Below are 22,106 nucleotides of genomic sequence, written 5' to 3'. Positions count from 1 at the left end.
GCGCCCGCCCGGCGGCCCGGTGATCCGCCATCGCTATTCCTGGGTGGCGTGATCCCGCAGGTCGGCCGTGGATTCGTCGGCCGGTTTGCGGCTGGACAGGTGGTCGGCGAGCGTCGCCGGGCGCCGGGCCGTCCGGAGCGTCTCCTCGCCGGGCCGCCGCCGGCGCGGGGTCCGGCCGGTGGTGTAGTCGTCCAGGTCGGCCGGGCGCGACTCCCGCAGGTGATCCGCGAGATCGGCCGGCCGTGACTCCCGCAGGTGGTCCGCGAGGTCGGCGGGCCGTCGCGCCGCCGCGGGCATCGCGTTGGTCCCGGCGCCGGACACCGGGTGCGCGGGAATCGGGTTCGGTGGCGCCACCGCGGGAGTGGGCCGGGGCGGCGCCGGGATGGCGTTCGGCGCCGCTGTGGTCCACATCGGCTCGGGCTGAACCGGGGTCGCCGCGGGCGCGGGTGCGATGGGCGCGGGCGGAGCCGATGGGGGCGCGGATGCGATCGGCGTCGGCCGGGCCGGTGCGGGCTGGGCCGGTGTGGGCTGAGCTGGCGTGGGCTGGGCCGGTGCGGGCTGGGCTGGCGTGGGCGGGGCGTGAACCGGGGTGGCCGCGGGCTGCGCCGGGGGGACGACGTCCGGGATCGCTCGGAGCGGCGGCGGCTCGTGCACCACGTACGGCGCCGGCACCTCCGGGGCGGGTGTGAACATGCCGGCCGGGGCGGAGGTGGCCGGCGCGGCGGGGGCAAGCGGCTCTGGCTCGGTCATCGGCTGCGACTCCGAGAGCGAGGGGATGGGGCGCCGGGGCAGCGCTTGATCGCCGACTGTAGCGGGGCGTGGCGTCGATGTCTGCACGTCGCGGTCCTCAGTTTCCGCGACCTGGCCGAAGTCTCGTTCTTCGAGCTCGGCCGGACTACCCACCGTGTTCGCCGACCGCCGCGCGGGCATCTGGTCGGCCAGCGAGGTGGGCCGCCGGACCCGGTCGCGCAGGTCCACCGTGGCCAGCGGCTCGAACGGCCCAGCCCTCTCCACGTCAACCAGCTCGTCCACGGTGGCCGGCTCGTCCACGTCAACCGGCTCGTCCACAGTGACCGGCTCGTCCACGTCAACCGGCTCGTCCACAGTGACCGGCTCGTCCACGTCAACCGGCTCGTCCACAGTGACCGGCTCGTCGACGGCGATCGGCTCGTCCACCGCGACTGCCTCGTCGTCGGCGGGCTCGTGAGCGGCGGTGTCAGGCTCGGCGACGACCTCCGCCGCCTCGAATTCGGGCTCGGCAGCCAGTTCAGCCGCGGTGCCGGCGGCGCCGGGCGCACCCGGATCCGCGAACATCGCCGCCATGTCGGCCGACACCTGACTCGGCGTCGGGATCCACGCCGTGTCGGACGGGCTCGGCTCGGCGGGCCCTCCGAAGAAGAACCCGTCGCCGTCCGCGACCGTCCAGTCCGTTCGCGGCGACGCCGGCGCGGCCCCCGCGGGCAGCTCCCACGACCGGGCCGACGCCGCCTTCGCGAACGCCGGCGTGTCCGGCTCGTCGTCCAGGATCTCCGCGTCGACGATCGAGTCGTCCTCGGCCGGGCGGGGCGCCGGGGAGTCGTCGACCGTCTCGGCCTCGACCTCCTCCAGCGGCGGCGACCCGGCCATGGTGAGGACCGCCTTGTCCTCGAAGCGGGCGAAGACCTGGGTCGCGTCGTCGGCCGACAGCGAGCCCGCCGGCAGCGCGAGGGCGGCCGCCCCCGACGGCAACGCGTGCCGATCATCGGGAGAGTGGAACGCGTGCCGCGCGCCGACCGGCAGGGCCGGGCGGTCGGCGCCGTACGGGGCGTACCGGATGACCTCCGTGTCGTCGGGCGCGGCGTGCCGGCCGCCCGGCGGATCGGCGGGCGTCTCGTACTCGGAAAGCGGCGTCTCGTACTCGGAGAGCGGCGTCTCGTACTCGGCAAGCCCGGCTCGCTCCTGCAGCCGCCGCAGCGGCCCGGGTGCCCACCAGGCCGCGTCGCCGAGCAGGCGGAGCACGGCCGGGACCAGCAGCATGCGCACGACCGTGGCGTCCAGGAGCAGGGCGATGATCATGCCGACGCCGACGAAGCGCATGCTGGTGACCGAGGAGAGCGCGAACGCGCCGGTGACCACGATCAGCAGCAGTGCGGCGGCGCTGATCACCCGGCCGGTGCGGGCCAGGCCGGTGGTGACCGCCTCGTTCGTGGACGCGCCGCGGGTGCGGGCCTCGACCATCCGGGACAGCAGGAAGACCTCGTAGTCGGTGGAAAGACCGAAGACCACGGCGGCCATCAGCACGACGACGCCCACCTCGAGCGGCGCCGGGGTGATGTCGAGCAGGCTCGCGCCGTGCCCCTGCTGGAAGATCCAGACGAGCAGGCCGAAGGTGGCGCCGAGGCTGAGCGCGCTCATCAGCACCGCCTTGATCGGCAGCAGCACCGAGCCGAACGCCAGGAACATCAGCAGCAGCGTCGCCCCGACCAGCATCGCGACCATCCACGGCAGCCGGTCGGCGGTGGCCTCCAGGCTGTCCACGTTGCGCGCGGTGGTCCCGCCGACCAGCAGCTGCGCGCCGGCCGGCACGGGCAGGGCGCGGATCGCGTCGACCACGTCGCGGGCCCCGCTCCCGTACGCGTCCTTGGCCTCGAGCGTCGCGGTGAACAGCGTGACGCCCTTGTCCTTGCGCGCCGCGCCGATCTGCGAGATGCCCGGGATCTGCCGCAGCTGGACGGCGAAGCCGGCGGTGTCCTGGGCGCCGCGCAGCACGACCTGCACGCTGTCGCCGGTGAACTGCGGGTAGTCGGCCTTCAGCGTCTCGATCGCCTGCCGGGACGGGTCGCCGGCCGGCAGGATGCGCTCGTCGTTCTCGCCGAAGCGCACGCCGTGGATCGGCGAGGCGAACAGCACCAGGATCAGCAGGATCGGCACGGCGACGACCACCGGGTGGCGCAGCACCACGCCGGCCAGCTTGGCCCAGCCGCTGCCCGGCTCGCCGGCGCCGGCCCGGCGCGGGAGGCGCACCGGGAGCTTGTCGACGCGCGGGCCGAGGGCCGCGAGCACGGCCGGCAGCAGGGTGAGCGAGAGCAGCGCGGCCAGGAACACCGCGGCCAGGCCGCCGTAGGCGAGCGAGTTCAGGAAGCCCTGCGGGAACAGCAGCAGGCCGGCCAGGGCGATCATCAGCAGGGTGGCGGAGAAGACCACGGTACGCCCGGCGGTCCCGACCGTACGGGAAACCGCTTCTGATGGTGTTCGTCCGTCCGCGAGCTCTTCGCGGAACCGGCCCACGATGAACAGGCCGTAGTCGATCGCCATGCCCAGGCCGAGCAGGCTCGCGACGTTGACCGCGAACGAGTTGACGTCGGTGCCGGCCGAGATGGCGTGCAGGATGCCCAGCGAGCCGAGCACGGCGGCGCCGCCGACCAGCACCGGCAGCGACGCCGCGACCAGTGAGCCGAAGATCAGCACGAGCAGCACCAGGGTGATCGGCAGGCTGATCGCCTCGGCCCGGCCCAGGTCCTTGGTGGAGCGGGCGGAGGAGGCGTCGGCCAGCGTCACGGCACCGGAGAGCTGCACCTTCGCGCCGTCGACGGCGAACTTGTCGTCGATCGCCCGGTACGAGTCGAGCTTGGCCGCGTCGCCCTCCCCGGCCAGCGTGATCACGGCGACGGCGCTGGACTTGTCCTTGGCGGCGTACTGCGCGGACTTCGCCGACCAGTACGAGACGGTGCCGGTCACCGCGGACTTGGGCAGCTTGCCGAGCGAGTCCTGAACCCGCTTGGCCAGCTGCGGGTCGTCGATCTTGCCCTTGGCCGGGGTGTAGATGACGACCAGGTCGCCGCCCTGCGCGCCGAACGTGTCGGTGACGAGCCGGGCGGCATGGGTGGACTCGCTGTTCGGGTCGTTGTAGCCGCCCTCGGTCAGCTGCCCGAACACGCCCAGCCCCCAGATGCCGGAGGACATCACCGCGACGAGCGCGACGATCAGCACCGGCCATCGGAAACGGGCGACCCACGATCCCCAGCCCGCGAACACCATTTCCCCTTTTTCGTCTGTTCCAGTGGAATCAGTGCAGGGTGGCGGCTTCCAGGGCCACCCCGCCGCAGCCGTTCCCGAACGCCTGCGTCGTCGTCCAGCTCAGGTTGATCTTCGCGGCCTTCGGTGCCCGGTAGGTGAGCGTGAAGACCGCCGGCCGGAACGTCCCGTCCCGCTGCTCGAGCGTGGCCGAGGCGGTGGCCGAGCCCGCGGACAGGCGCGCCGACAGCGTGCCCCTCGCCGCGAGCACCCCGATGTAGAGCCGCAGCGTCCGGTCGGACGTCGCGGCCGGCGCCGAGATGGTGAAGCCGTTGCCGGTCCCGCAGGTGCGGATGCCGGTCGTGGTGCCGTCGCTGTGGCCGACCGGGTCGCCCCCGGTCCACCGGAACAGCGACGGGCTGAACGCGTGCCGGAACCGCGGCGCGCTCGGCGTGCCCTCCAGGATCGCGAAGCCGCCGTTCCGGTCGCGCTCGAGGGAGAAGGTGCCCTCCTCGCCCCAGTGCACCCAGTCGCGGGTGCCCTCGGCGGTCAGGTCCACGGTCGACGGTACCCCGCCGGTGGCGATCGCGATCGCGCCGTTGTTCGGCGGCGTGGTCGCCTTCTTGCTGGTCGCCGACGGCACGGCGGAGGAGGGCGGCGGCGCGGACGTGGTGGGCGACGGTGACGGACTGCCCAGCGGGATCAGCCCCGGGCTGGCGTTGGGCAGCGTGGCGCCGCCGAGCGCGACGGTCGGCGGCGGGTCGGGCAGCGGGTTGTGGTTGTTCGAGCGAATGGCGCGGCTGGCGATGAAGCCGAACGACACCACGACGATCACGCCGGCCAGGATGACCGCGGCCGCCGAGGCGATCTCGTTCCACCCGCGCCGATCGTCCGGCTCCATGGAGGGGGAGCCGCCGGCGCGGCGAAGTCCGATGTGTGCGGTGGCGCGCCGGTCCGGACCCCGGCCACGCGCGGGTAGGCGACCATTGTTGGTCGACGGCAAACCGACCCTCCCCTGGTCGTACGCACGACCCCGCCCGGCCGTGAATGTTTTTCATGGTGTCTCGCGTTGTGAGCCGGTAAACGATCTCATTTCGCGCAGTGACGGTGTAGAGCTATTTGCGTGACGATCCGTACGGCCGATCACCGCCCTCGTCGGTTCGGGGGAGGTGTTGGCTCGGTTACGCAGCGGTGCGGGTACCGTGTCGGAGGTTTTCGCCGAGCCCGATATTGGAGAGTCGACGACATATGAGCACTCAGACCGCGCCGAGCGGCACCGGAGACACCGCCAAGCGGCGCCTGCAGGCCCGGTTCGGCGTCGCGGCCGGCGCGGCGATCATCGTCGTGCTGGTGGCCGTCTTCCTGCTGTTGAGGCCGCACGGGTCGGACAAGCCGACGGCGGCGGCTCCGGTGGCGGTCGCTTCCGCTTCGCCGGAGGCCACCTCGGCGGCGCCCCGGTCGGCCCCGGCGGCCGTGCATACGCCCGCGGCGCTCGCCAAGGAGCCGGCCGTCCTCGCCGGCGGCAAGAAGCCGCTCACCGCGCTGGTCGTCACCCCGATCGTCAAGGGCACCGGACCCAAGGTGAAAAAGGGGCAGACGATCACGGCCAACTACAAACTGGTCTCCTACCGGACCGGCGACGTCGTCGACTCGTCCTGGCAGCGCGGCGAGCCGTTCCGGACCCCGATCGGCGTCGGCCAGGTCATCAAGGGCTGGGACCAGGCCATCCCCGGCCAGCGCGTCGGCAGCCGCCTCCAGATCGACGTGCCGGCCGCTCTCGCGTACGGCGAGCAGCAGGGCGACCTGCGCTTCGTCGTGGACATCCTGGCCGCGTCATAGCTCGGGGACGATCACATCCAGCTGCCGGGGCTTGCCGGCCCCGGCCGGCTGCTCCTCGATCTGGTACTTGAGATCGCGCAGGGCGGCGACCACCTCGTCGATCGAGGCGGGCGCCGCCGTCGCCTCGGCCAGCGCGCGCACCATCCGGCCCTTGGTCGCCTTGTTGAAGTGGCTCACGATCGACCGCTTCGCGACGCCGCCGACCACCCGCTCGTGCAGCACGCGCACCGTCGCCGAGTTGCCGGCCGGCGGCGTCCACATCGCCGCGTAGGCGCCGGACCGCAGATCCAGCACCGGGCCGCCGGCGGCCGCCGGGTCGAGGGCGGGTTTCAAGACCTTCTTCCAGTACGCGGTGAGCCCGCCGATCGGTGCGGGCAACGTGACCCCGACCGAGCACCGGTACGCCGGAATCCGGTCGGCAGGCCGCACCACGCCCCAGAGCCCCGAGAACACGACCGCGCTCTCGTCGAGCCACGCCCGCGCGTCCCCGGCCAGCGAGTTCGCGTCGAGCGCCGCGTAGAGCACGCCGGTATAGACATCGGCCGCCGGCGCCGCGGGCGCCTCCTGCAGCACGGCGTTGCGGCCCAGCTCGTCCCGCTGACCGTCGCTGAGCCCGAGCACCTGCAGCGTCTCCTGGACGGCGCGGGCACTGGTCCGCTTGCTCAGGCTCACCAGCTTGGCCGCCACCCGCCGCCGGGCCGGCGCCAGCCGCGGCAGCCACAGCCCCGCGTGATCGACCGGCGTGCCGGAGCCCGGGGTGGTCTTGCCTTCGGAGGGCGGAAGCAGGATGAGCACGCCGCGAGACTAGACACCGCCCGGCCCGCCCACCGCACGCGGGTGCCGCACAGCGCCCGCTGTCCGGAGCGCGTGTCGCCCCGGATACTGATGGATGTCATCACATCGCCCATCTTGCGAGGTGATCCGATGAAGTCGGAGACGTCCAACCCGATAGAACGGGCGTGGCGTCCCTTGCTCGCACTGTTGGCGGTCTACGCAGCCCCGCTTGTGATCGTCGTTGGCGGGCAGGTCAAGAAGCATCCTTGGCTGGCGCTGCTCTTTGCCATGGCATGGCTTGCCATTGTCACGGTCGCCTGGCTGTTCTGGCGCGTCGCGGCCGAGCCGATCAATCGCCGGCTCCGCGAGTTGAGCACAGCGTTCGACCGGATACTGGACCGGCGTCTGTCCCGGTACGGCCGGGAGTACAGCCAGTGGGTGATGGCTTCCCGCCGGTTCCTGGACGCCAAGGGTCTGGCGACCGTGGGTACCTTCAGCCCGGAGCTGGACGAGGTGTTCGTGGACGTGCGTCTCACCGCGCGTGCACCGAGCCAGGTTTCACCAGGGCTGCTCGGCCCGGCCGCCGCCGAGGACGCTGGTCGGCAGTCCATCTGGGACTTCCTCGATCAGGCGGAGCCGGTGGTGCTGGCCGTGCTGGGTGCCCCGGGAAGTGGCAAGACCACCCTGCTCAACTACGTGGCCCGGCACACCGCCCGCACGCCTGCGGAGCGCCGCCGACCGATTCCCGTCCTGCTGCAGCTGCGGGACCACGCCGATGCGGTGGCCGGCGAACCCACCATGCCGCTGTCCAAGCTCATCCGGCTGGGGCTCCCGTCGTTGCCGGTTCCGGAACCTGGTGGGTGGTGGGAGAGCCGGCTGACGCGCGGTAAATGTGTCGTCCTGCTCGACGGTTTGGACGAGGTGGCCAGCGCCGACAAGCGACGCGCCGTCGTGGCCTGGGTCAATCAGCAGGTGGCCATATTCCCGCGCAACGACTTCGTCGTGACGTCCCGCCCGCACGGCTATCGGGACGAATACGTCGAGTCCGCGACCACCCTTCAGGTCCTGTCGTTCACCCCCGATCAGGTCCATCGCTTCCTCCATGGGTGGTACCTGGCAGTCGAGCGCCGGGCCACCGGTACCACCGGGCGCGAGGTGGAGATGCTGGCCCGAGAAGCGGCCGATGACCTGCTCGACCGTTTGGCCGCGACCCCGGCGCTGTACGAACTGACGATCAACCCGTTGTTGCTCACCATGATTGCGAACGTGCACCGTTACCGCCGATCGCTGCCGAACAGCCGAGCCGACCTTTACGGCGAGGTGTGCCAGGTCATGCTCTGGCGTCGCCAGGAGGCCAAACGGATTGACCTGAACCTGCCCGGGATCGGCAAAGAGCGCCTGCTCGCCTGGCTGGCCTTCGAGATGATGAAGTCCGGCACCCGCGACATCAGCCGGCGGAAACTGTTCGACGGCATCTCGCCGCGACTGCGGCGAATCTCCACCGAGGTGGCCGCGGAGGACTTCGTCCACGATGTCGGATCCAACGGCCTGCTGGTGGAACGGGGACGCGACCTCTACGCGTTCGCCCATCTGACCTTTCAGGAGTACCTCGCGGCCCGATACATCCAAGATCAAGGCCTCGAACGAGTATTGATCGACGCCGTGGACAACCCGTGGTGGCGCGAGACCACGTTGCTCTACCTGGCCGGCGCCGACGCCGACGCGATCGTTGAATCGGCATTGCGGTCGGCAACGCCCGCTGCGTTGTCCCTGGCGTTCGAGTGCGCCGAGATCGGCGCCGAACTTGCGCCGGAGCTCAGGGAGCGACTCGCCGAAGTCTTGAAGGATGCTTTCGCGCCCGGCGCCAGCGCGGAGAGCCGCCGCTTGGTCGCCGGCGTACTGGCAAACCGATACCTGCGGAAGCTGGTTGCTACTCCGTCCGGTACGCACATCTGTCCGGATCCCGTCGAGTCCGACCTCTACTGGCTTTTCCGAATGGATACTCGGACGCCGCCACCGGACGGCCGCCCGGAGGGCGGGCAGCACTCGCCGGTCCGGGGCCTGTGGAGCACGGACGCGGCAGCATTTGTCACCTGGATCAATGCCGTCGGCGCCGCGGTCGGCAGTGCCGCAAACCGAGGGACCGGGGTTCTCTACCGGCTCCCCACGCCGGATGAGCTGGACGCGTTGGCACACGCCACGGGCCCGTCCGCGCAGGTGCTGCGGTCTCGTGGCCGGCGGGTGTGGGCCCGCGCGAATGCGTCGAGCACACCTGCCGTTTGGGCGCCGCCGGGCGAACCATCGACAAACGTCGTTTCAGCCGGCGAGCTGCTGTCCGGTGCGGTGGCCGATCTGCGCCAGTCCCGAGTGCTGATCCGGCTACTCAGCGCGACCGCGACCGAGGCAGTTCGGCGTCTCCAGTCGAGCAGCGTGCCGCTTCAATCGGCCGCGGACGAGTTGGCGCAGAGCACGGTTGCCATCCGGTCGGGCAGTGATGCCGGCGGGCTGGAGAACTCATCGGCACTGGACGATCTGCGGCGCGAGCTGGGTTTCGCCCACGAGGCTGCCACGGCCCTGGACCGCGCGCTGCGCGATGTTCCCGGCATCGAGTCGGGAGTCGCCGTGGAGATAGACCGGATCCTCTCCCGCCATACGATCGCGCGCACTGTCGAAAGCCTGGAGAAGGCGGCATCGCTGGGGCGCGATGTCGCCATCGCGCAGGAGTGGAACCGTGACATGGGCGTCGACAGTGTGCTGCCACAAGCCCGCGCCATCCGCGGCCACATCGACCGGGCCCGGCGCCGGTTACGCGAACTCTGGGAGGTCCGCTCCGGGCCGGCCGTGCCGCCGTCCCTGCTCGAGCACCGCCTCGGTATGGACGTGGACCCGGTCGGTTTCGCCGGAGACAAGGGCGACGGTTCCGGGAGTCCGCCTCGAAACACGCTCGGCATCAGTCTCAGCATGGCTGTCACTGCTCTGCTGGAGCCGCGGGCGACGGAGAGGACTCACGATTCCGTCACCAGGCTCGCCGCGGCTCTGCTGCACTTCTCAGCCGCTGCGACGCCGGAGCCCATCCCGGTCGATCTTGGCCGCCTCGCCGAGATGATTCGCCCACTTCCCGATTCGGTGCTGCTCGGTGGCTCGTCGCCGATATGGGCCAGGACCGTGCTTCGACGGTTGCACAGCAGCGCCGCGCCGATCCTCGCCAGGCAGCAACCGATGACCGCCGATGCCGCCCTGGCGATCCGGGTACCTGCGCTGGTCCTGGCCGCTGAGGCGATGTACGCCCACGATGAAGCGCTCGCAGCCATGCTGCGCCGCCTGGCCGCAGCTACCTGTCTGATGCGCCGCCGCACCAGGAACGGCTACCCCATGGAGGCGCTCGTTCTGGCAACGGCCTGATCGTGGTGTGCGGTCAGCACGGGTGTGGGAACAGATAGTCGTTCATGACCCACCCGCGGGTGTGGCGAGGGTCGTCCCGGACATAACCGTTTCGCCAGTAATCAGTCTTGGCGATGACCACGAAGGCGGCGCCCCGATCCAGGGCGCCGACCGGATCGCCGCCCCGGCTCTTGCCCGGCGCCGAGAGGATCGAGCGTTTCCGGTCGGTGCACTGCCAGTAGACCGGGTTCCCGGCCACCGGCACGACGGTGGTCCGTCCGGTGTCGCTGCTGTCGGCGTCCTCCGAGCCACCGCCGACGATCGGGACGACGACGGCTGCCGAGCCGGCGATCGCGGCAGCCGCAGCAGCGCCGATCCACCACCGCGGGCGCCGCCCGACCGGCGGCAGCATCACGACCTGCGCCTCGGCGGAATGCTCCACCGTGGTCTCCGCCACCGCAGGCCGCACGGCGATGACCGCCGCTATGACGCGCAAGCGCTCCAGTTCCGCGAACTCACCGGGCTCGAGGCGATTTGCCAACGGCTTGATCTGATCGGCTGCCGGAACCGTCGCGCCGGTGAGCCATCGGGACACCGTCGACGTCGAGAAATGCAGCACCTTCGCGAGGTCGGCCTGGCTCATGTCCAGCGATTCCCGTGCCGCTTCCAATGCCTCCGCGAACTCGTGGACAGGCTGTGGTCGAGATATTGCCTTCCGGGGGCGTCCCACTATTTCCCTTTTCCCGCGCCGCTCAGCGCGCAACGAGTGGTTTTCCCTGGTCATGGGCATGGGATATCCCGTCTTTCCCGACTGCCCCGCCGATGCTGGCGGGATATTACTCGACCGGTTTGGATTGCTGCAAATGCCGACTCGCGGCATTTGGCCGAGATGCGAGAGGAAACCATGAAACGATTTCGCGTACCTGTGATCGCGACAGTGATTGTCGGTGGACTAATTGCTGCATTCGTGTCCGTCACCTCGGCGGACGCGGGTGAGTCGACCGCGGCGTCGCACACCGTGAAGCTTCTCGTAAAGTACGACACCTCCAGCGAATGCACCGTTTACCCGAACTATCCGAAGAAGGGCGTCATCGGCAGCGGGAAGACTTTCGCGGTGCCGGCCGGACGGAAGCGGATCATCTGGCGCTACAACGTCAACAAGGACTGGGCGGTCGTCTCCGATCCGGTGCGCGCCAAGCACAAGACGTACCCGTGGTGGGGCTTCACTCAGCGCCGTTGCATCAAGGACGAGCCCGAGCTCATCCTGCAGGGCCGCAGCCAGCAGGGTGCAAAGGAAACCGGAAGGGCGAGCTGGCGGACCGTACGCTTCAGCATGCCGCCGGCACCTGTCACGGCCAGGCACCAGCTGGTGAAGCACAACGCGATGCTGCGCGATCCGGCGAACTTCGTCGTGGGCAACGTGCCGTCCGGCTGGCATGTCGACCTGACGGCCAAGAGTCGATCGAACGGCGCTTGGGTGTACGTCTACGTTCCGAACGCCAAGCGCTGGGGTTACATCGAGCGCGTCAAGCTGTCGTGACAGACGGGTCCCCGGTCCGCCCGACGCGCGGGCCGGGGACCCCGCATCGTCCGCACCGCTTGGCCACTCGCCCGGGTGTCGCCCGGCGAGATCACCTGGCCGCGGGGTCGGAGCCGATCGAGATCGTGGTCTGGACCGTCGCCTCGTCGAGCTCGCCGATCCGTACGGTGAACTTGATCTCGTAGTTGCCCGGGTAGGGGAACGTGATCGCGCCGGCCGCGTGGTGGCGGGGCTGCAGCGGCAGCAGCGGCTGGCTCACCGGCTCGAGGTCGCGGCCGAGCAGCCGGGAGGTCACGGTCCACTGGTCGGCCGGCAGCGGTGCGCCGGCCGGGGTGTAGACGAACGCGTGGATCGTGTTGTTGTCGCCCAGCTTTGCGGGGTAGATGTTGAACTGCAGCGTGTAGAGCGGGCAGGTCAGCGTCTGGGACACCCCGTCGTCGCGGACGGCGCCCTGGTCCACCGAGGCGCTGCGGCCGGGGTTGACCTGCACCAGCACGGCGCTCAGCCCGAGGATCACCGTCGTGGCGAGGACCTCGATGCCGACCGTGCGCCGGATCGCGCGCGGGCCCGAGCTCACCACCTGCCGCCGGTTCACCAGGCGCCGGGCGACGTAGGCCACGCTCAGCGTCACCGCCAGCACCGCGAGCTTGGCGAGCAGCAGCCGCCCGTAGTCGGTGCGCCACAGCGCCGGCACCGAGCCGACCTGCACGACCGCCTGCACCGCGCCGGCGGCCACCAGCCAGACCACCGCGAGGGCCGCCCAGCGTGACCAGGCGGGCAGCAGCACGCCGAGCACCCGCGGGTCGGTCCCGCGCAGCAGGAACACGCTCAGCGTGAGCAGGCCGCCGAGCCAGACCGACATCGCGCCGAGGTGTACGACGTCCGAGGCGACGATCGCGGGGGAGAGCGGCGACGCGGCCGCGTGCCCGGTCAGCGGCCAGGTCACCAGGCCGGCCACGCCGAGCCCGAGCACGAGCAGGCCGCGCGCCCGTGAGCCGCCGCCGCGCAGCACCGGGGGCAGCAGGCCGGCCAGGATCGCGAGCACCGCGAGGCGTGCGCTCAGCGCGAGGCCGTAGGGGCTGGTCAGCACCGCGCCGAGCTCGCCGGGGGACACGTCCCACAGGGCCGAGCCGCTGCTGGCGGGCGCCTGCGTCCACAGCGCCGCCAGCGTCGCCGCAAAGATCAAAACCAGTCCGGTGTACGCGACGCGGGTCGCGCCCGTCCGGGTCCGCCGCCGGGGCCAGAGCAGGGCGAGGAACAGCGCCGGGCCGGCGGCGAGGGTGAGCCCGGCGTACGAAAGGAAGTGCGCGACCGGCGTCGCCACCGCAACCGAACGATGGGTCCTGATGTCGTCGTCGGCGGCCGGCGCGGCCGACGGCGCACCGACCGAGAACGTGATGGCGCCGCCGACCGGGTGCGTGTCCGCCGAGATCACCCGGTAGCTGACCAGGTAGGTGCCGAGCGGCTGGGCGGCGCGCCGGACCGGGATGCGCAGGGTGGCGCCGGCGACCGTGGGGGTGCCGGAGATCCGCTTGCCGGCCGGGTCGAGCACCTGCACGCGGCCGGCGACCGGGGTGATCGCCTCGCTGAAGGTCACCACGATCTCGGTCGGCGAGCTGCCGATGATGCTGCCGGGCGCGGGTGTGGAGCCGATCAGCGCGGCGTGCGCGCTGGCCGGGCCGGCGGGGGCGAGGAGCGCGCCGAACGCTACGAACAGCACAAGTAGTAAGCGCACCGGCCTCGTCACATCCCGTAGTTCGGATAGGGGAACGGAAAGGTTCAACCCGCGGACAGAGGGTTACCTCCCGAGATGTCCGCGGGGTCAGGTATCGATAGGCTGCCAGGCAGGTTACCTGTGTCTCTAGGAGGCCCCCGATGTCCGTTGACCCCCGCGCCGGGACGCCCGCCGAGCCCCGCGATCTCATCGACGTGCCGAGGGTGGTCTCGCGGTACTACACCGAGCACCCCGACCCGGCCGAGATCGGTGAGCGGGTCGCGTTCGGCACCTCCGGGCACCGCGGCTCGTCGCTGCGGACCGCCTTCAACGAGGACCACATCGCCGCGACCAGCCAGGCGATCGTCGAGTACCGGCGGGCGCAGGGCACCGACGGGCCGCTCTACCTGGGCCGCGACACGCACGCGCTGAGCGAGCCCGCGATGGTCACCGCGCTCGAGGTGTTCGCCGCCAACGACGTGCTCACCCTGATCGACAGCCGGGACGGCTACACGCCCACGCCCGCGGTCTCCCGGGCGATCCTCGCCTACAACCGCGGGCGGACCGCCGGGCTCGCCGACGGCGTGGTGGTGACGCCCTCGCACAACCCGCCGGACGACGGCGGCTTCAAGTACAACCCGCCCCACGGCGGCCCGGCCGACTCCGACGCCACCAAATGGATCCAGGACCGGGCGAACGCGCTGATCGCGGCCGGTCTCAAGGAGGTGCGCCGGGTGCCCGCCGCCCGGGCCCGGCGGTCCGAGCACGTCCGCGGTTTCGACTTCCTCGACACGTACGTGGCCGACCTGTCCTCGGTGATCGACCTGGAGGCGATCCGCAACGCCGGCGTGCGGATCGGCGCCGACCCGCTCGGCGGGGCCAGCGTCGCCTACTGGGGAGCGATCGGCGAGCGGTACGGGCTGGACCTGACCGTGGTCAACCCGGGGGTCGACCCGGCGTTCGGCTTCATGACCCTGGACTGGGACGGCAAGATCAGGATGGATTGCTCCTCGCCGTACGCGATGGCGTCGTTGATCCACCAGAAGGACCGGTTCCAGATCGCCACCGGGAACGACGCCGACGCCGACCGGCACGGCATCGTCACGCCCGACGCGGGCCTGATGAACCCGAACCACTACCTGGCCGTGGCCATCTCCTACCTGTTCCGGCAGCGCGGCGACTGGCCGGCCGGCGCCGCGATCGGCAAGACCCTGGTGTCCTCCTCGATGATCGACCGGGTTGCCGGTGACCTGGGCCGTCGCCTCGACGAGGTGCCGGTGGGCTTCAAGTGGTTCGTGCCCGGCCTGCTCGACGGCTCGATCGGCTTCGGCGGCGAGGAGAGCGCGGGCGGCTCGTTCCTGCGCCGGGACGGCTCGGCGTGGAGCACCGACAAGGACGGCATCATCCTCGACCTGCTCGCCTCCGAGATCATCGCGGTGACCGGGCGGACGCCGAGCGAGCACTACCGCGACCTGACCGCCAAGTTCGGCGAGCCCGCGTACGCCCGGATCGACGCACCCGCCACCCGCGAGGAGAAGGCGGTGCTCGCCGCGCTGTCGCCGGCCCAGGTCAGCGCCGAGGAGCTGGACGGCGAGCCGATCACCGCGGTGCTGACCACGGCGCCCGGCAACGGCGCCGCGATCGGCGGTCTCAAGGTCGCCACCGCGTCCGGCTGGTTCGCCGCCCGGCCGTCCGGCACCGAGGACGTCTACAAGATCTACGCGGAGTCCTTCCACGGCCCGGCGGCGCTCGCCCGCATCCAGGAGGAGGCCCGCGCTGTGGTCTCGGCCGCGCTGAAAGGCTGAGCCTCAGCTCCCCAGGCTCCCGGCCGACAGGTAAGTCGCAACGACAGACCTATTCGGGAGCCGGGGGAGCGCATGCCTGATCGCGTCGTGCCCGTTCGGCCCCCGGCTCAACCGCGCGGGGCGCTCTGGCCGCTGCTCGTCGCGGTCGCCGTGGTGCTGGCGGAGCTCTGCTGGCTGCCGTTCCGCGGCCACAGCAGTCTGATGATCGGGTTGGCCGGCTCGCCGATAGCGCTGGCCGCAGCCGCCTACACCTGCGGGCAGATCGGCTCGGCGGTCATGGTGGCGCGGCCGGTCCGCGCGTTCTGGCGGCAGATGGCGCATGCCTCGGTCATCCTGTTCCTGGCCGGCGTCGTCGCGTTCGCGCTGGCCAACGACGAGTCCGGCATCTCGCTGCTGCCCGCCGGGATGGACATCCTCGGCATCTTCTGGGGGATGGCCGCGCTCGTCCGGCTCCCGCTGGGCGAGAAGTCCGCGGTCGGCTGGGTGCGCATCCTGCTGGACAGCGCCGTCGTCGTCGTGGCCGGGACCCTGTTCTTCTGGTATGTGGTGCTCAGCTTCACGCCGCCGGGCACGGACCACACCACCCGGATCGCGGCCGGCGCGGTCGGCGTGGCCGGCCTGCTCGCCCTGGTGATCCTCGGGAAGGCGGTGACCGCGCGCGGCGGCCCGGTCGACTCGCGCGCGCTGCGGATGCTGGCGATCGCCCCGATCACCGAGTTGGCCGTGGTCGTCATGCTGCTGACCGCGGCGTCCGGCCCCCGCCTGACGATCAGGCTGCTGGCCGGCCCGCTGGTCGCCGTCGCGTTCTGCGCGGCCGCGTACCGCCAGCGGATGGTCCTGGCCCGCCCGGAGACCGCGGCGGTCAAGCAGCGCCGCTCGATGTGGGACCTGCTCCCGCTGCTCGCCGTCACCACCACGGCCGGCCTGGTCGTCGTGGTCTCCGCTCGGCAGATGGACGGCCGCGAGCGCGCCGTCATCATCGGCGGCGTGCTGATCGTGGTCTGCACGGTGGCCCGCCAGCTGCTCGGCCTGCGCGAGAACAACCGCCTCGTGCAGGGCATCCGCACCCAGCAGACCGAGCTCGAGCGGCTCGCGATGACCGACCCGCTGACCGGGCTCGCCAACCGCACCCGGTTCGGCACCGCGCTCGCCGAGCGCCTCGCCGGGCACCGGCCGGCCACCGTGCTGCTGATCGACATCGACGACTTCAAGATGATCAACGACTCGATGGGCCCGGCCTTCGGCGACCAGCTGCTCTACCAGGTCGCCCAGCGGCTGCGGCAGAGCGGCGCCGCCCGCGACCTGCCGGCCCGGCTCGGCGGCGACGAGTTCGCCGTGCTGCTCGACGCCGATGACATCGGGGTCGCCGAGGACGCCGCGGCGCGGACCCTGCACGCCCTGGCCGAGCCGTTCCGGGTCGGCGAGCACCAGCTGCTCGCGAACGCCAGCGTCGGCGTGGCGATCGCCGGGCAGGGCGACGGCGCCGACGAGGTGCTGCGCAACGCCGACATCGCCATGTACGAAGCGAAGGCCGGCGGCAAGGCGGCCTGGGTGCGCTTCGAGCCGCGGATGCGCCACGACGTGGTCAACCACGCCCGGCTCGCCAGCGAGCTGCACAACGCGCTCGTCCGGCACGAGCTGTACCTGCTGTACCAGCCCGTCTTCGACATCGTCACCGGCTGGCTGCACGGCGCCGAGGCCCTGGTCCGCTGGAACCACCCGGTGCGCGGGTTCGTCTCGCCCGGCGAGTTCATCCCGGTCGCCGAGCGGTCCGGGCTGATCGTGCCGCTCGGCTCGTGGGTGCTGCGCGAGGCCTGCGAGCAGCTGGCCCGCTGGCACGCCGAGTACGGCGACGGCGCGATCAAGACGATCAACGTGAACGTGGCGGTCCGCCAGCTGCGCGAGCCGGGCTTCGTCGACGAGGTCGCGGCGGTGCTCAGCGAGACCGGGCTGCTGCCGCAGAACCTGGTCGTGGAGATCACCGAGTCGTCGGTGGCCGACGGCCGGCAGGTGCGCGAGACGCTGAACGCGCTGCACGAGATGGGTGTCCGGCTGGCGCTCGACGACTTCGGCACCGGCCAGTCGTCGCTGTCGCTGCTGCGGGCCTTCCCGGTCGACGTCCTGAAACTGGACAAGTCGTTTGTCGACGGCATCGCCGACGGCGACGACCGCGGCCGCCTGGCGGTCGCCGCGGCGGTCGGCCAGCTGGCCGAGTACTTGCAGCTGTCGGCGGTGGCCGAGGGCATCGAGAGCCAGGCCCAGCTGGAGCGCCTGCGTGAGATGGGCTACCGGCTCGGTCAGGGTTTCTATCTGGCCAAGCCGCTGCCCGCGGACGAGGCCGGCAGGCTGATGGTTGCCGACCCCGTCCCCGCGATCTCCTAGGCCTCGACCTCTTTACGGTCGTCGGTCGCCCAGAGGGTGTGGAACGAGCCGGGCTTGTCGATGCGGTGGTACGTGTGTGCGCCGAAGAAGTCGCGCTGGCCCTGGATCAGCGCGGCCGGCAGCCGCTTGGCCCGCAGCCCGTCGTAGTAGGCGAGCGCGGACGCGAAGCCCGGCGCCGGGATGCCCTGCGCCGCCGCGGTGGCCACGACCCGCCGCCAGGCGTCCTGTGCGCCGCTGACCGCGTCCAGGAAATAGTCGTCGACCAGCAGCGTCGCGAGCTCCGGCTGCTTGTCGTACGCCTGCTTGATGAAGTCCAGGAACTTGGCCCGGATGATGCAGCCGGCCCGCCAGATCTTGGCCATCGCGCCCGGGTCGATCTCCCAGCCGTACTCCTTGCTGGCCGCCTGGATCTGCTGGAAGCCCTGCGCGTACGCGACGATCTTCGAGGCGAACAGCGCCTGCTCGACGTCGGCCTGCAGGTCACCGGCGTGCTCGGCCGCGGTGGCGGTCGGACCGGGCAGGCCCGCCTCGGCCGCCGCCTTGCGGGTGTCGGCCCCACCGGAGAGCGCCCGGGCGAACACCGACTCGGCGATGCCGCTGACCGGCACGGCGAGGTCGAGCGCCGCCTGCACGGTCCACCGGCCGGTGCCCTTCTGCTCGGCCTGGTCCAGCACGACGTCCACGAACGGCTTGCCGGTCGCGGCGTCGACCTGCTTGAGCACCTCGGCGGTGATCTCGATCAGGTACGAGCCGAGCCGGCCGTCGTTCCAGCCCTTGAAGATCTCGGCGATCTCCGCCGGCGAGTGGCCGCCCACCTGACGGAGCAGGTCGTACGCCTCGGCGATGAGCTGCATGTCGGCGTACTCGATGCCGTTGTGCACCATCTTCACGAAGTGGCCGGCGCCGTCCGGGCCGACGTGCACGCAGCACGGCTCCCCGTCCACCTTCGCGGCGATGTCCTCGAGCAGCGGGCCGAGCGCGACGTACGACTCCTTCGGGCCGCCCGGCATGATGCTCGGGCCGTGCAGCGCGCCCTCCTCGCCGCCGGAGACGCCCGCGCCCACGAAGTGGATGCCGATCTCCTTCAGCGCGGCCTCGCGGCGCCGGGTGTCCAGGTAGTGCGCGTTGCCCGCGTCGATCAGCATGTCGCCGGGCTCGAGCAGCGGCGCGAACTCGTCGATCACCGCGTCGGTCGGCCCACCGGCCTTCACCATGATCACGACCCGGCGGGGGCGCTCCAGGCTCGCGACGAAATCCTCGGCGGACTCGGACGGGATGAACTTTCCTTCGTGCCCGAACTGCTCGACCAGCTCCTTGGTGCGGCCGTACGAGCGGTTGTGCAAGGCCACGGTGTGGCCGTGCCGGGCGAAGTTGCGCGCCAGGTTGCGCCCCATCACCGCCAGACCGGTGACCCCGATCTGTGCCTTCTCCGACATCATTGACGTCCTTCCCTTGCTACTAGCAACGCCCTCATTCTTACCTACGGGATCGGCCAGATCTTGGTTCGATGGGAGTCGTCCCGAAGGGCAGTAAAAGGCGCGCCGTGACCTGCGCGACGCGTAAGATCGTCCGGCGGTAGGCTGCTGTCCATGCCGAGCGGGACGTCCTGACATGAGGCGTGGCGAGATCTGGACCATCGGCAGCCGCACGGATCTTCGCTATCGCGTCCTCGTGCTGTCCGGCGACAGCTACAACGACCGGAAGAACGCGGCGCCGTTCTGCGCGCCGATCGTCCGGCAGCGCGGCGCGACCGAACTGCCGCCGTACGCGGTCGCCCTCACCGAACAGGACCCGATCACCGGCGTCGTCGTGGTCAACCGGATGCGCCGCCTGCCCGCGTCGATCGGCGCCGAGCGGATCGGCATGGTCACCGGGTCGAGCATGGTCCGGCTGGACGAGGCGGTCCGCTCCCTGTTCGAGCTCTGACTCCGGCAAATCGGGTGCACAGTTCGAGGTGATCTGACCCGACCCGGGCCGCAGGTCGGCGCCGGCCCGGATGAACGGCCGATGACGTTCATGCGGCGACTGCCGTAAGCAGGAGGCCGCATTCTTTTTTGGGTACGGGGAGGGCGCGGTGGCTCGGGCATACGCGGAAGTGGCCGGCGGCCTGCGTCCCGTGCCCGACTTCCTCCGAGACGTCACCGACCGGGAGAGTCACCTCCGCCGGCTGGCCGAGGTGGAGCGCCGGCTCGCCGACGAGCACGAGCTGGCCGACCGGCTGCAGCGGATCATCCTGCCGCTGCCGGACGGCCCGATCGAGTTCCCGGGCATCAAGGTCGCCGTTCGCTACCTGCCGGCCGGCACCGAGGGCCTGGTCGGCGGCGACTGGTACCAAGCGACCCGGCTGCGCGACGGCTCGGTGCTGCTGGCGATCGGCGACGTGGCCGGCCACGGAATCCCGGCCGCGACCACGATGGCCCAGCTGCGGCACGCGTTGCGGGCCCTCGCCGTCACCACCCACGACCCCGGGGTCCTGCTCGGACAGCTCAACCGGCTCACCTGCGAGCTGGAACGGGAGACTCCGGAGCTGGCGGCCACCGCGGTGGTCGCCCGGTTCGACCCGGCCCGCCAGGAGATCGTCTGGGCCCAGGCCGGCCACCCGCCGCCGCTGCTGTCCCGCGGCGGCCGCACGGCGCCGCTGGACCGCCCGCCCGGCCCGATGCTCGGCGTCCTCGAGGACGCCGTCTACCCCACCGCCCGGCTGCCGTTCCGGATCGGCGACCTGCTGCTGCTCTACACCGACGGCCTGGTCGAGCACCGGCGTCGTGGCCCCGACGACGGCCTGGCCCACGCGATCCGCACGGTCGACGAGGCGGTCCGGGCGTGCCCGCAGCAGCCCCTCGCCCAGCTCGTGTCCCGCCTGCGGCAGGCCAACCCGGACGACGACACCTGCATCCTGGCCGCCCGCCCGGTCACCGGCTGGACCCACGACCTGCGCCATCACCTGCGCCGGCCGGTCTGAACCGTCAGCCCCGGACGATCCGGGGGGCGTCGAAGTCCCGGTTGTCGATCAGCACCCCGGCCCGCTGCTGCGGCGAGCAGGCGGCGAAGTAGATGCGCTGCGCCTCGACGTACCGCCGCATGCTCGGATGCTCCGGATCCGGGTTCGTGCCGTCCCGGCGTGCCATCCGACTCGCGGTGACGGCGAACGGGACGTCCAGGAACACCGACAGGTCCCACCCCGCGCCGATCTCGTCCCGTTGCAGGAAGAGCCCATCGACGATGAGAACTGTCCCCGGCGCGGCGGTTCGCGGCCGCGGGCGCAGAACCTCGTCGGTGGCGACGTCGTGCGCGGTGGGCCGGTAGCGGCGCGAGCCACCCGCGGCGAACGGGTCCAGAACGTCGCTGCGGAACCGCTCGTAGTCGTACGAATCCCGCCAGAAGCCCTCCGGGGAGTCGCGGCCCAGCCGGTACCGCACGGCCCGGACGTGGTGGAAGTCGTCGAGCGACACCCGGACGACCGGACGCCCGAGATGCCGGACCGCCGCGGCCAGCTCCTGAGCGAAGACGGTCTTGCCGGAGCCGTCCGGTCCGTCGACCGCCACCCGGAGACAGTCGCCGTCCCGGGACGCGGGAATCCGGCGCGCGACGTAGCTCAGGACCTCGTGTCGGGTCAATGCAGGCTCGAGCGGCGCGTGGGGGAGAGGCGGAGCTGTTCGGCCCTGGTGACCTGCTCGGGGAGGTCGGCGTGCAGGGGCGACCGGGTGAGCCACACGAGCGCGTGCTCACCCTCGCGGACCGGGAGCCGGGGGAAGTCGTTCGGTGCGTACTCGGTGCCCAGCACGGCCACGGTGTCCGGTGGGCATCCGGCGGGATCGGGGAACGGGCCGGCCCCGTACCAGATCGTCGCGTACAGCATCGATGCCGGATCGGCGCTGCCGCGCTCGTACACCGGAACCGTGACGATCTCGCGGAGCAGCAGCACATTGTCCGAGTCGACCATCGTCGCGTTCGCCGCCGGCCCGTGCTGCGCCCACACCGGGCCGCCGTAGAAGGCGGTCAGGCCGGCCCGGCGCGCCGGCATGTCGGGGAAGCCGCGCAGCCACACGAACTGGCCGGGCCGGTCGAGATCGCGAAACTGGCCCAGCACCGCCATCCCCAGCTCCTCCTGCGTCTCGACGAACTCGCGGTCGAACAGGTCGATCAGCTCATCGCGTCGCCCCTCGCGCAGGGTGTAGCGGCGTAGCTCGACGATCACGCCAGAATCCTTTCCAGTACGTCGTGGATGCTCCGCCGCGCCAGCGCCGCCCGGAACGCCTCGGTGGCATCCTCGTACAGATCGGTCAGGACGGGACGGATCCCCCGCCCGACCGGGCACTGCAGGTTCGGCTCGGAGTGGTGCAGCGCCAGCAGCGGCTCCGGCGAGACGGCGAGCCAGACGTCCAGCAGCGTGATCTCGGTCGCCGGCCGCCCGAGGGAGAAGCCCGCGCCGCGCCCGCGGCGAGCGGTCACCAGGCCGGCCCGCTGCAGGTCGCCGAGGCTGCGCCGGACGACGACCGGGTTCGTGTTGACGCTGGCCGCCACCTCGTCGGAGCCGAGCACCGCCCGCCCCTGCCGCCGCGCCAGCTCGAGCCACGCCAAGGCGTGAGCGGCGATCGTCACTCTGCTGTTGGCCGCCACGCCCGACAGTCTTCACCACCTCTCCCTTAAAAGCAACAAGACCTGTTACATCATGGCT

Annotated in this window: 16 protein-coding genes; 7 read left to right on the top strand and 9 right to left on the bottom strand. The window is 71.6% G+C overall.

Features of this window, described 5'->3' with window-relative positions; genetic code table 11:
- Window positions 1–33: 33 nt before the first annotated feature.
- Together ODJ79_RS02910 and ODJ79_RS02905 are read right to left on the bottom strand one after the other, a co-directional pair.
- On the bottom strand, window positions 34–4,017 hold the full coding sequence (locus ODJ79_RS02910; protein ID WP_263021713.1) for an MMPL family transporter: 3,984 nt from the start codon (window positions 4,015–4,017) through the stop codon (window positions 34–36).
- A 28-nt stretch (window positions 4,018–4,045) separates the two neighbouring features.
- The gene (locus tag ODJ79_RS02905; protein ID WP_263021712.1) at window positions 4,046–4,894 is read right to left on the bottom strand and encodes a hypothetical protein; all 849 of its coding nucleotides are present in this window, start codon (window positions 4,892–4,894) and stop codon (window positions 4,046–4,048) included.
- Between the two features lie 347 nt (window positions 4,895–5,241).
- Between ODJ79_RS02905 and ODJ79_RS02900 the strand changes: the two genes are divergently transcribed.
- Window positions 5,242–5,832 (top strand): FKBP-type peptidyl-prolyl cis-trans isomerase, encoded by a 591-nt coding sequence (locus ODJ79_RS02900; RefSeq protein WP_263021711.1) that lies wholly within the window; start codon window positions 5,242–5,244, stop codon window positions 5,830–5,832.
- On the opposite strand, the gene yaaA is transcribed toward ODJ79_RS02900, so the two are convergent.
- Window positions 5,827–6,627: a peroxide stress protein YaaA gene (gene yaaA / locus ODJ79_RS02895; RefSeq protein WP_263021710.1), complete on the bottom strand. Its 801-nt coding sequence runs from the start codon at window positions 6,625–6,627 to the stop codon at window positions 5,827–5,829. The genes ODJ79_RS02900 and yaaA overlap by 6 nt on opposite strands.
- Before the next feature lie 129 nt (window positions 6,628–6,756).
- Here yaaA and ODJ79_RS02890 point away from each other — a divergent pair, with 129 nt between their 5' ends.
- Window positions 6,757–10,008: an NACHT domain-containing protein gene (locus tag ODJ79_RS02890; protein WP_263021709.1), complete on the top strand. Its 3,252-nt coding sequence runs from the start codon at window positions 6,757–6,759 to the stop codon at window positions 10,006–10,008.
- Between the two features lie 13 nt (window positions 10,009–10,021).
- Here ODJ79_RS02890 and ODJ79_RS02885 read toward each other — a convergent pair whose 3' ends face one another.
- Window positions 10,022–10,771: a multiprotein-bridging factor 1 family protein gene (locus tag ODJ79_RS02885; RefSeq protein ID WP_263021708.1), complete on the bottom strand. Its 750-nt coding sequence runs from the start codon at window positions 10,769–10,771 to the stop codon at window positions 10,022–10,024.
- A 120-nt stretch (window positions 10,772–10,891) separates the two neighbouring features.
- Between ODJ79_RS02885 and ODJ79_RS02880 the strand changes: the two genes are divergently transcribed.
- Complete coding sequence (locus ODJ79_RS02880; protein WP_263021707.1) at window positions 10,892–11,527, top strand: hypothetical protein; 636 nt, start codon at window positions 10,892–10,894, stop codon at window positions 11,525–11,527.
- Window positions 11,528–11,618: 91 nt separating this feature from the next.
- Here ODJ79_RS02880 and ODJ79_RS02875 read toward each other — a convergent pair whose 3' ends face one another.
- Window positions 11,619–13,262 (bottom strand): copper resistance CopC/CopD family protein, encoded by a 1,644-nt coding sequence (locus ODJ79_RS02875; protein WP_263021706.1) that lies wholly within the window; start codon window positions 13,260–13,262, stop codon window positions 11,619–11,621.
- 140 nt (window positions 13,263–13,402) lie between these two features.
- Between ODJ79_RS02875 and pgm the strand changes: the two genes are divergently transcribed.
- Window positions 13,403–15,046, top strand: a complete 1,644-nt coding sequence (pgm, locus tag ODJ79_RS02870) for a phosphoglucomutase (alpha-D-glucose-1,6-bisphosphate-dependent) (RefSeq protein WP_263021705.1) — start codon at window positions 13,403–13,405, stop codon at window positions 15,044–15,046.
- Between the two features lie 87 nt (window positions 15,047–15,133).
- Window positions 15,134–17,428, top strand: a complete 2,295-nt coding sequence (locus tag ODJ79_RS02865; RefSeq protein ID WP_263021704.1) for a putative bifunctional diguanylate cyclase/phosphodiesterase — start codon at window positions 15,134–15,136, stop codon at window positions 17,426–17,428.
- Here the strand turns inward: ODJ79_RS02865 and gndA are convergent.
- A complete protein-coding gene (gndA, locus tag ODJ79_RS02860; protein WP_263021703.1) occupies window positions 17,425–18,864 on the bottom strand; it encodes an NADP-dependent phosphogluconate dehydrogenase in 1,440 nt (479 codons plus the stop codon). The two genes, ODJ79_RS02865 and gndA, sit on opposite strands and share 4 nt — an antisense overlap.
- Before the next feature lie 175 nt (window positions 18,865–19,039).
- Between gndA and ODJ79_RS02855 the strand changes: the two genes are divergently transcribed.
- On the top strand, window positions 19,040–19,354 hold the full coding sequence (locus ODJ79_RS02855; RefSeq protein WP_263021702.1) for a type II toxin-antitoxin system PemK/MazF family toxin: 315 nt from the start codon (window positions 19,040–19,042) through the stop codon (window positions 19,352–19,354).
- A 148-nt stretch (window positions 19,355–19,502) separates the two neighbouring features.
- Window positions 19,503–20,390 carry a PP2C family protein-serine/threonine phosphatase gene (locus ODJ79_RS02850; RefSeq protein WP_263021701.1) on the top strand — a complete coding sequence of 296 codons (888 nt, stop codon included), beginning with the start codon at window positions 19,503–19,505 and terminating at the stop codon, window positions 20,388–20,390.
- Window positions 20,391–20,394: 4 nt separating this feature from the next.
- Here the strand turns inward: ODJ79_RS02850 and ODJ79_RS02845 are convergent, their stop codons facing one another.
- From ODJ79_RS02845 to ODJ79_RS02835, 3 genes are read right to left on the bottom strand one after another with little or no spacing between them, the layout of a single operon-like run.
- Complete coding sequence (locus ODJ79_RS02845) at window positions 20,395–21,045, bottom strand: uridine kinase (protein ID WP_263021700.1); 651 nt, start codon at window positions 21,043–21,045, stop codon at window positions 20,395–20,397.
- Window positions 21,042–21,626, bottom strand: a complete 585-nt coding sequence (locus ODJ79_RS02840) for an NIPSNAP family protein (RefSeq protein WP_263021699.1) — start codon at window positions 21,624–21,626, stop codon at window positions 21,042–21,044. The genes ODJ79_RS02845 and ODJ79_RS02840 overlap by 4 nt, the downstream gene beginning before the upstream one ends.
- On the bottom strand, window positions 21,623–22,048 hold the full coding sequence (locus ODJ79_RS02835) for an Rrf2 family transcriptional regulator (RefSeq protein ID WP_263021698.1): 426 nt from the start codon (window positions 22,046–22,048) through the stop codon (window positions 21,623–21,625). Before ODJ79_RS02835 ends, ODJ79_RS02840 begins: the two co-directional genes overlap by 4 nt.
- Between the last annotated feature and the right edge of the window lie 58 nt (window positions 22,049–22,106).

The organism is Actinoplanes sp. KI2 (assembly GCF_025630775.1).
Lineage (GTDB): Bacteria > Actinomycetota > Actinomycetes > Mycobacteriales > Micromonosporaceae > Actinoplanes.
This window is presented reverse-complemented; position numbering and strand designations above follow the sequence as displayed.

Excerpts from the sequence above, each read along its gene's own strand:
- ODJ79_RS02890 (WP_263021709.1), top strand. The coding sequence starts at position 6,757 with ATGAAGTCGGAGACGTCCAACCCGATAGAACGGGCGTGGCGTCCCTTG.
- ODJ79_RS02855 (WP_263021702.1), top strand. The coding sequence starts at position 19,040 with ATGAGGCGTGGCGAGATCTGGACCATCGGCAGCCGCACGGATCTTCGC.
- ODJ79_RS02885 (WP_263021708.1), bottom strand. The coding sequence starts at position 10,771 with ATGACCAGGGAAAACCACTCGTTGCGCGCTGAGCGGCGCGGGAAAAGG.
- ODJ79_RS02880 (WP_263021707.1), top strand. The coding sequence starts at position 10,892 with ATGAAACGATTTCGCGTACCTGTGATCGCGACAGTGATTGTCGGTGGA.
- ODJ79_RS02910 (WP_263021713.1), bottom strand. The coding sequence starts at position 4,017 with ATGGTGTTCGCGGGCTGGGGATCGTGGGTCGCCCGTTTCCGATGGCCG.
- gndA (WP_263021703.1), bottom strand. The coding sequence starts at position 18,864 with ATGTCGGAGAAGGCACAGATCGGGGTCACCGGTCTGGCGGTGATGGGG.
- pgm (WP_263021705.1), top strand. The coding sequence starts at position 13,403 with ATGTCCGTTGACCCCCGCGCCGGGACGCCCGCCGAGCCCCGCGATCTC.
- ODJ79_RS02905 (WP_263021712.1), bottom strand. The coding sequence starts at position 4,894 with ATGGAGCCGGACGATCGGCGCGGGTGGAACGAGATCGCCTCGGCGGCC.
- ODJ79_RS02900 (WP_263021711.1), top strand. The coding sequence starts at position 5,242 with ATGAGCACTCAGACCGCGCCGAGCGGCACCGGAGACACCGCCAAGCGG.